This window comes from Micromonospora sp. NPDC052213 (genome assembly GCF_040679695.1).
In the GTDB taxonomy this organism is placed as follows: Bacteria; Actinomycetota; Actinomycetes; order Mycobacteriales; family Micromonosporaceae; genus Micromonospora.
In genome coordinates this window covers 1-2,619 of the sequence record NZ_JBFAVI010000319.1, presented here as the reverse complement: position 1 = coordinate 2,619, position 2,619 = coordinate 1, and the positions used below count along the sequence as shown (strand labels likewise).

General features: G+C 74.8%; 2 protein-coding genes. Both read right to left on the bottom strand.

Annotation, left to right across the window (positions count from 1 at the left end; translation table 11 throughout):
• Positions 1-848 (bottom strand): polyketide synthase (locus AB0L34_RS33520; protein WP_363709659.1); only part of this gene is annotated, 848 nt, incomplete at its 3' end.
• Positions 845-2,619: non-ribosomal peptide synthetase (locus AB0L34_RS33515; protein WP_363709657.1), on the bottom strand; the 1,775-nt coding region annotated here is incomplete at its 5' end. The genes AB0L34_RS33520 and AB0L34_RS33515, both read right to left, overlap by 4 nt.

Sequence of the window (2,619 nt, the reverse complement as noted above, 5' to 3'; positions counted from 1 at the left end):
CCACCACCGTCGTTGTTCACCGCCGAACCCCGCACCACCGCATGCACCACATCCCCCGCCGCCACCGCATCCACCAACCGCCGCAACACCACGACGGCCAGTCCGCTGCCGTTGACGGTGCCGGCAGCGGCCCGGTCAAAGGCCCGGCAGTGCCCGTCCGGGGAGAGGGCCATGCCGTCCTGGTGGCGGTACCCCTCCGCCTCCTCGGCCCGGACGCCGACGCCGCCGGCCAGCGCCATGTCGCACTCCCCCGCGAGCAGCGCCTGGCACGCCTGGTGGATCGCGACCAGCGAGGTCGAGCACGCCGACTGGATCGTCATCGCGGGGCCGCGGAGGTCGAACTTGTACGCCACGCGGGTGGCCAGGAAGTCCTTCTCGTTCGCCATGAGCGCGCTCATGTCGGAGATCAGCGTCGGGTCAGCCGCGACCGCCCGGAGCAGATAGGAATTGACGGAGCTGCCCGCGTAGACGCCGATGCGGCCCGGGAAACGCGCCGGGTCGTACGCCGCGTCCTCCAACGCCTCCCACGCGCACTCCAGGAACAACCGGTGCTGCGGATCCGTCATCTCCGCCTCGTGCGCGCTGAAGCCGAAGAACTCCGCGTCGAACAACTCCACACCGTCCAACCGCGCCTTCGCCGGCACATAGGACGGATGCGAGTACACCGACTCCGGCACCCCCGCCGCCGCCAACTCCTCCGGCGAGAAGAACGTCACCGACTCCACCCCGGCACACAGGTTCCGCCAGAACTCCGCGACACTCGACGCTCCCGGGAAACGACCCGCCATCCCGACCACCGCCAGGGCGTTGTCGAACTGGTCGTCGAGGTGCGCAGGCAGCTCGGTCATCGGTCCGTCCCTTCCGCGAGGCGGCGCTGTTCGTGCGCCTGTCGACGACGTGCCAGGGCGCCACCGCGCACCGCCGCCCGGCGGAGCTGCGCGCGGCTGGCCGGCGACCCCGGGTCCTGCTCCCCGTCTGCCGGTTCCGGCGTGGCGCGGATCCGGTCCAGGTGGGCCGCGAGCGCGGCCACGGTCGGGAACTGGAACAGGTCGACCACGTTCAGCTCGACGCCGAGCCGCTCGGCGAGCTGCTGACGGGCGCGCAGGGCGAGGAACGAGTGGCCCCCGAGGTCGAAGAAGTTGTCGGTGCGGCCCAACGGCGGTACGTCGAGCACGAGGGCCCACACCTCCGCGACCGCGCGCTCGGTGGCGCCGATCGGCGGCTCCGCCGTGGCCTCCTGGCGCAGCGGTCGACCGTCCCGCCAGGACAGCCGGTCCCGGTCGAGCTTGCCGTTGGTGGTCACGGGCAGGGCGTCCACCGCGGCGAGGACCGCCGGCACCATGTAGCCGGGCAGGTGCCGCCGGGCCACGGCCCGCACCTCCTCGTACGTCGGCGCCGGCCCGTCCTCGAGGACGAGCAGGGCGGCGAGGTCGCGACGGTCCGGGTTGTCGCCGCGGACCACGACGGCGGCCTCCCGGACGGCGGGGTGGGTCACCAGCACCGCCTCGATCTCGCTCGGCTCGACCCGGAAGCCGCGCACCTTGAGCTGGCTGTCGAGCCGCCCGAGGAAGTCCAGCCGACCGTCGGGCAGCCAGCGGACGAGGTCGCCGGTGCGGTACATCCGGGCACCGGGCGTGGCCCCGAAGGGGTCCGGGACGAAGCGCTCCGCGGTGCGGCGGGGGTCCCGCAGGTAGCCCCGGACCACCTGGAGCCCGCCGAGGCACAGTTCCCCGGGCACGCCGACCGGCACCGGTCGCCCGGCCCCGTCCAGCACGTAGGTGGTGACGTTGGCGATGGCGCGGCCGATCGGCGGTGCGTGCACCACCGGGCCGTCCTGCGGGGGCACCGGGTCGGCCGTGGCCACCACGGTGTTCTCCGTCGGGCCGTAGTGGTTGACCAGCCGGGCGCGCAGCGCGGGCGGGGGCGTACGGGTCAGCGCGTCGCCCCCGGTGAGCAGCAGCCGCAGCGCCGAGCCGGTCACGGCCTCCTCCGCGAGCACCGCCTCGGCGACCGTGGTGGGCAGGAAGGTCACGGTGATCGCCTCGTCGACCAGCCAGCGCGCCAGCCGGTCCGGTGCGACCCGGACCGGCTCGGGCGGCACGTGCAGCGACGCGCCACCGGCCAGCGCCGCCCACAGTTCCCAGGTGCAGGCGTCGAAGCCGGGGCTGGCGACGAGGGTGGCCCGGTCCTGCGGCCCGACCCGGTAGGCGTCGAGGTGCCAGTGCACCAGGTTGGCCAGGCCGCCGTGGGTGACCTCGACGCCCTTGGGGCGCCCGCTGGAGCCGGAGGTGTAGATGACGTACGCGATCTCCCGTGGGTCCGGCTCCGCGGGCGCGGCCACCCCGCCGGCCCCGGCGGCAGCGGCGGCGTCGGCGGAGACAGCGGTGGCGGCGGCGACGTCGAGCACCGCCGTCCGCGCCGCCGCGAACCTGCCGGTCAGGTCCTCGCTGGTCAGCACCGCGCAGGCCAGGCTGTCGGCCAGCGTGAAGGCGAGCCGGTCCGGCGGGTAGCCGGGGTCGAGCGGCACGTACGCCGCGCCCGCCTTGAGCACGGCGAGGAACGCGGTCACCAGCTCCGCTCCCCGGTCCAGGCAGACGGCCACCGGCCGGCCGGGCCCCG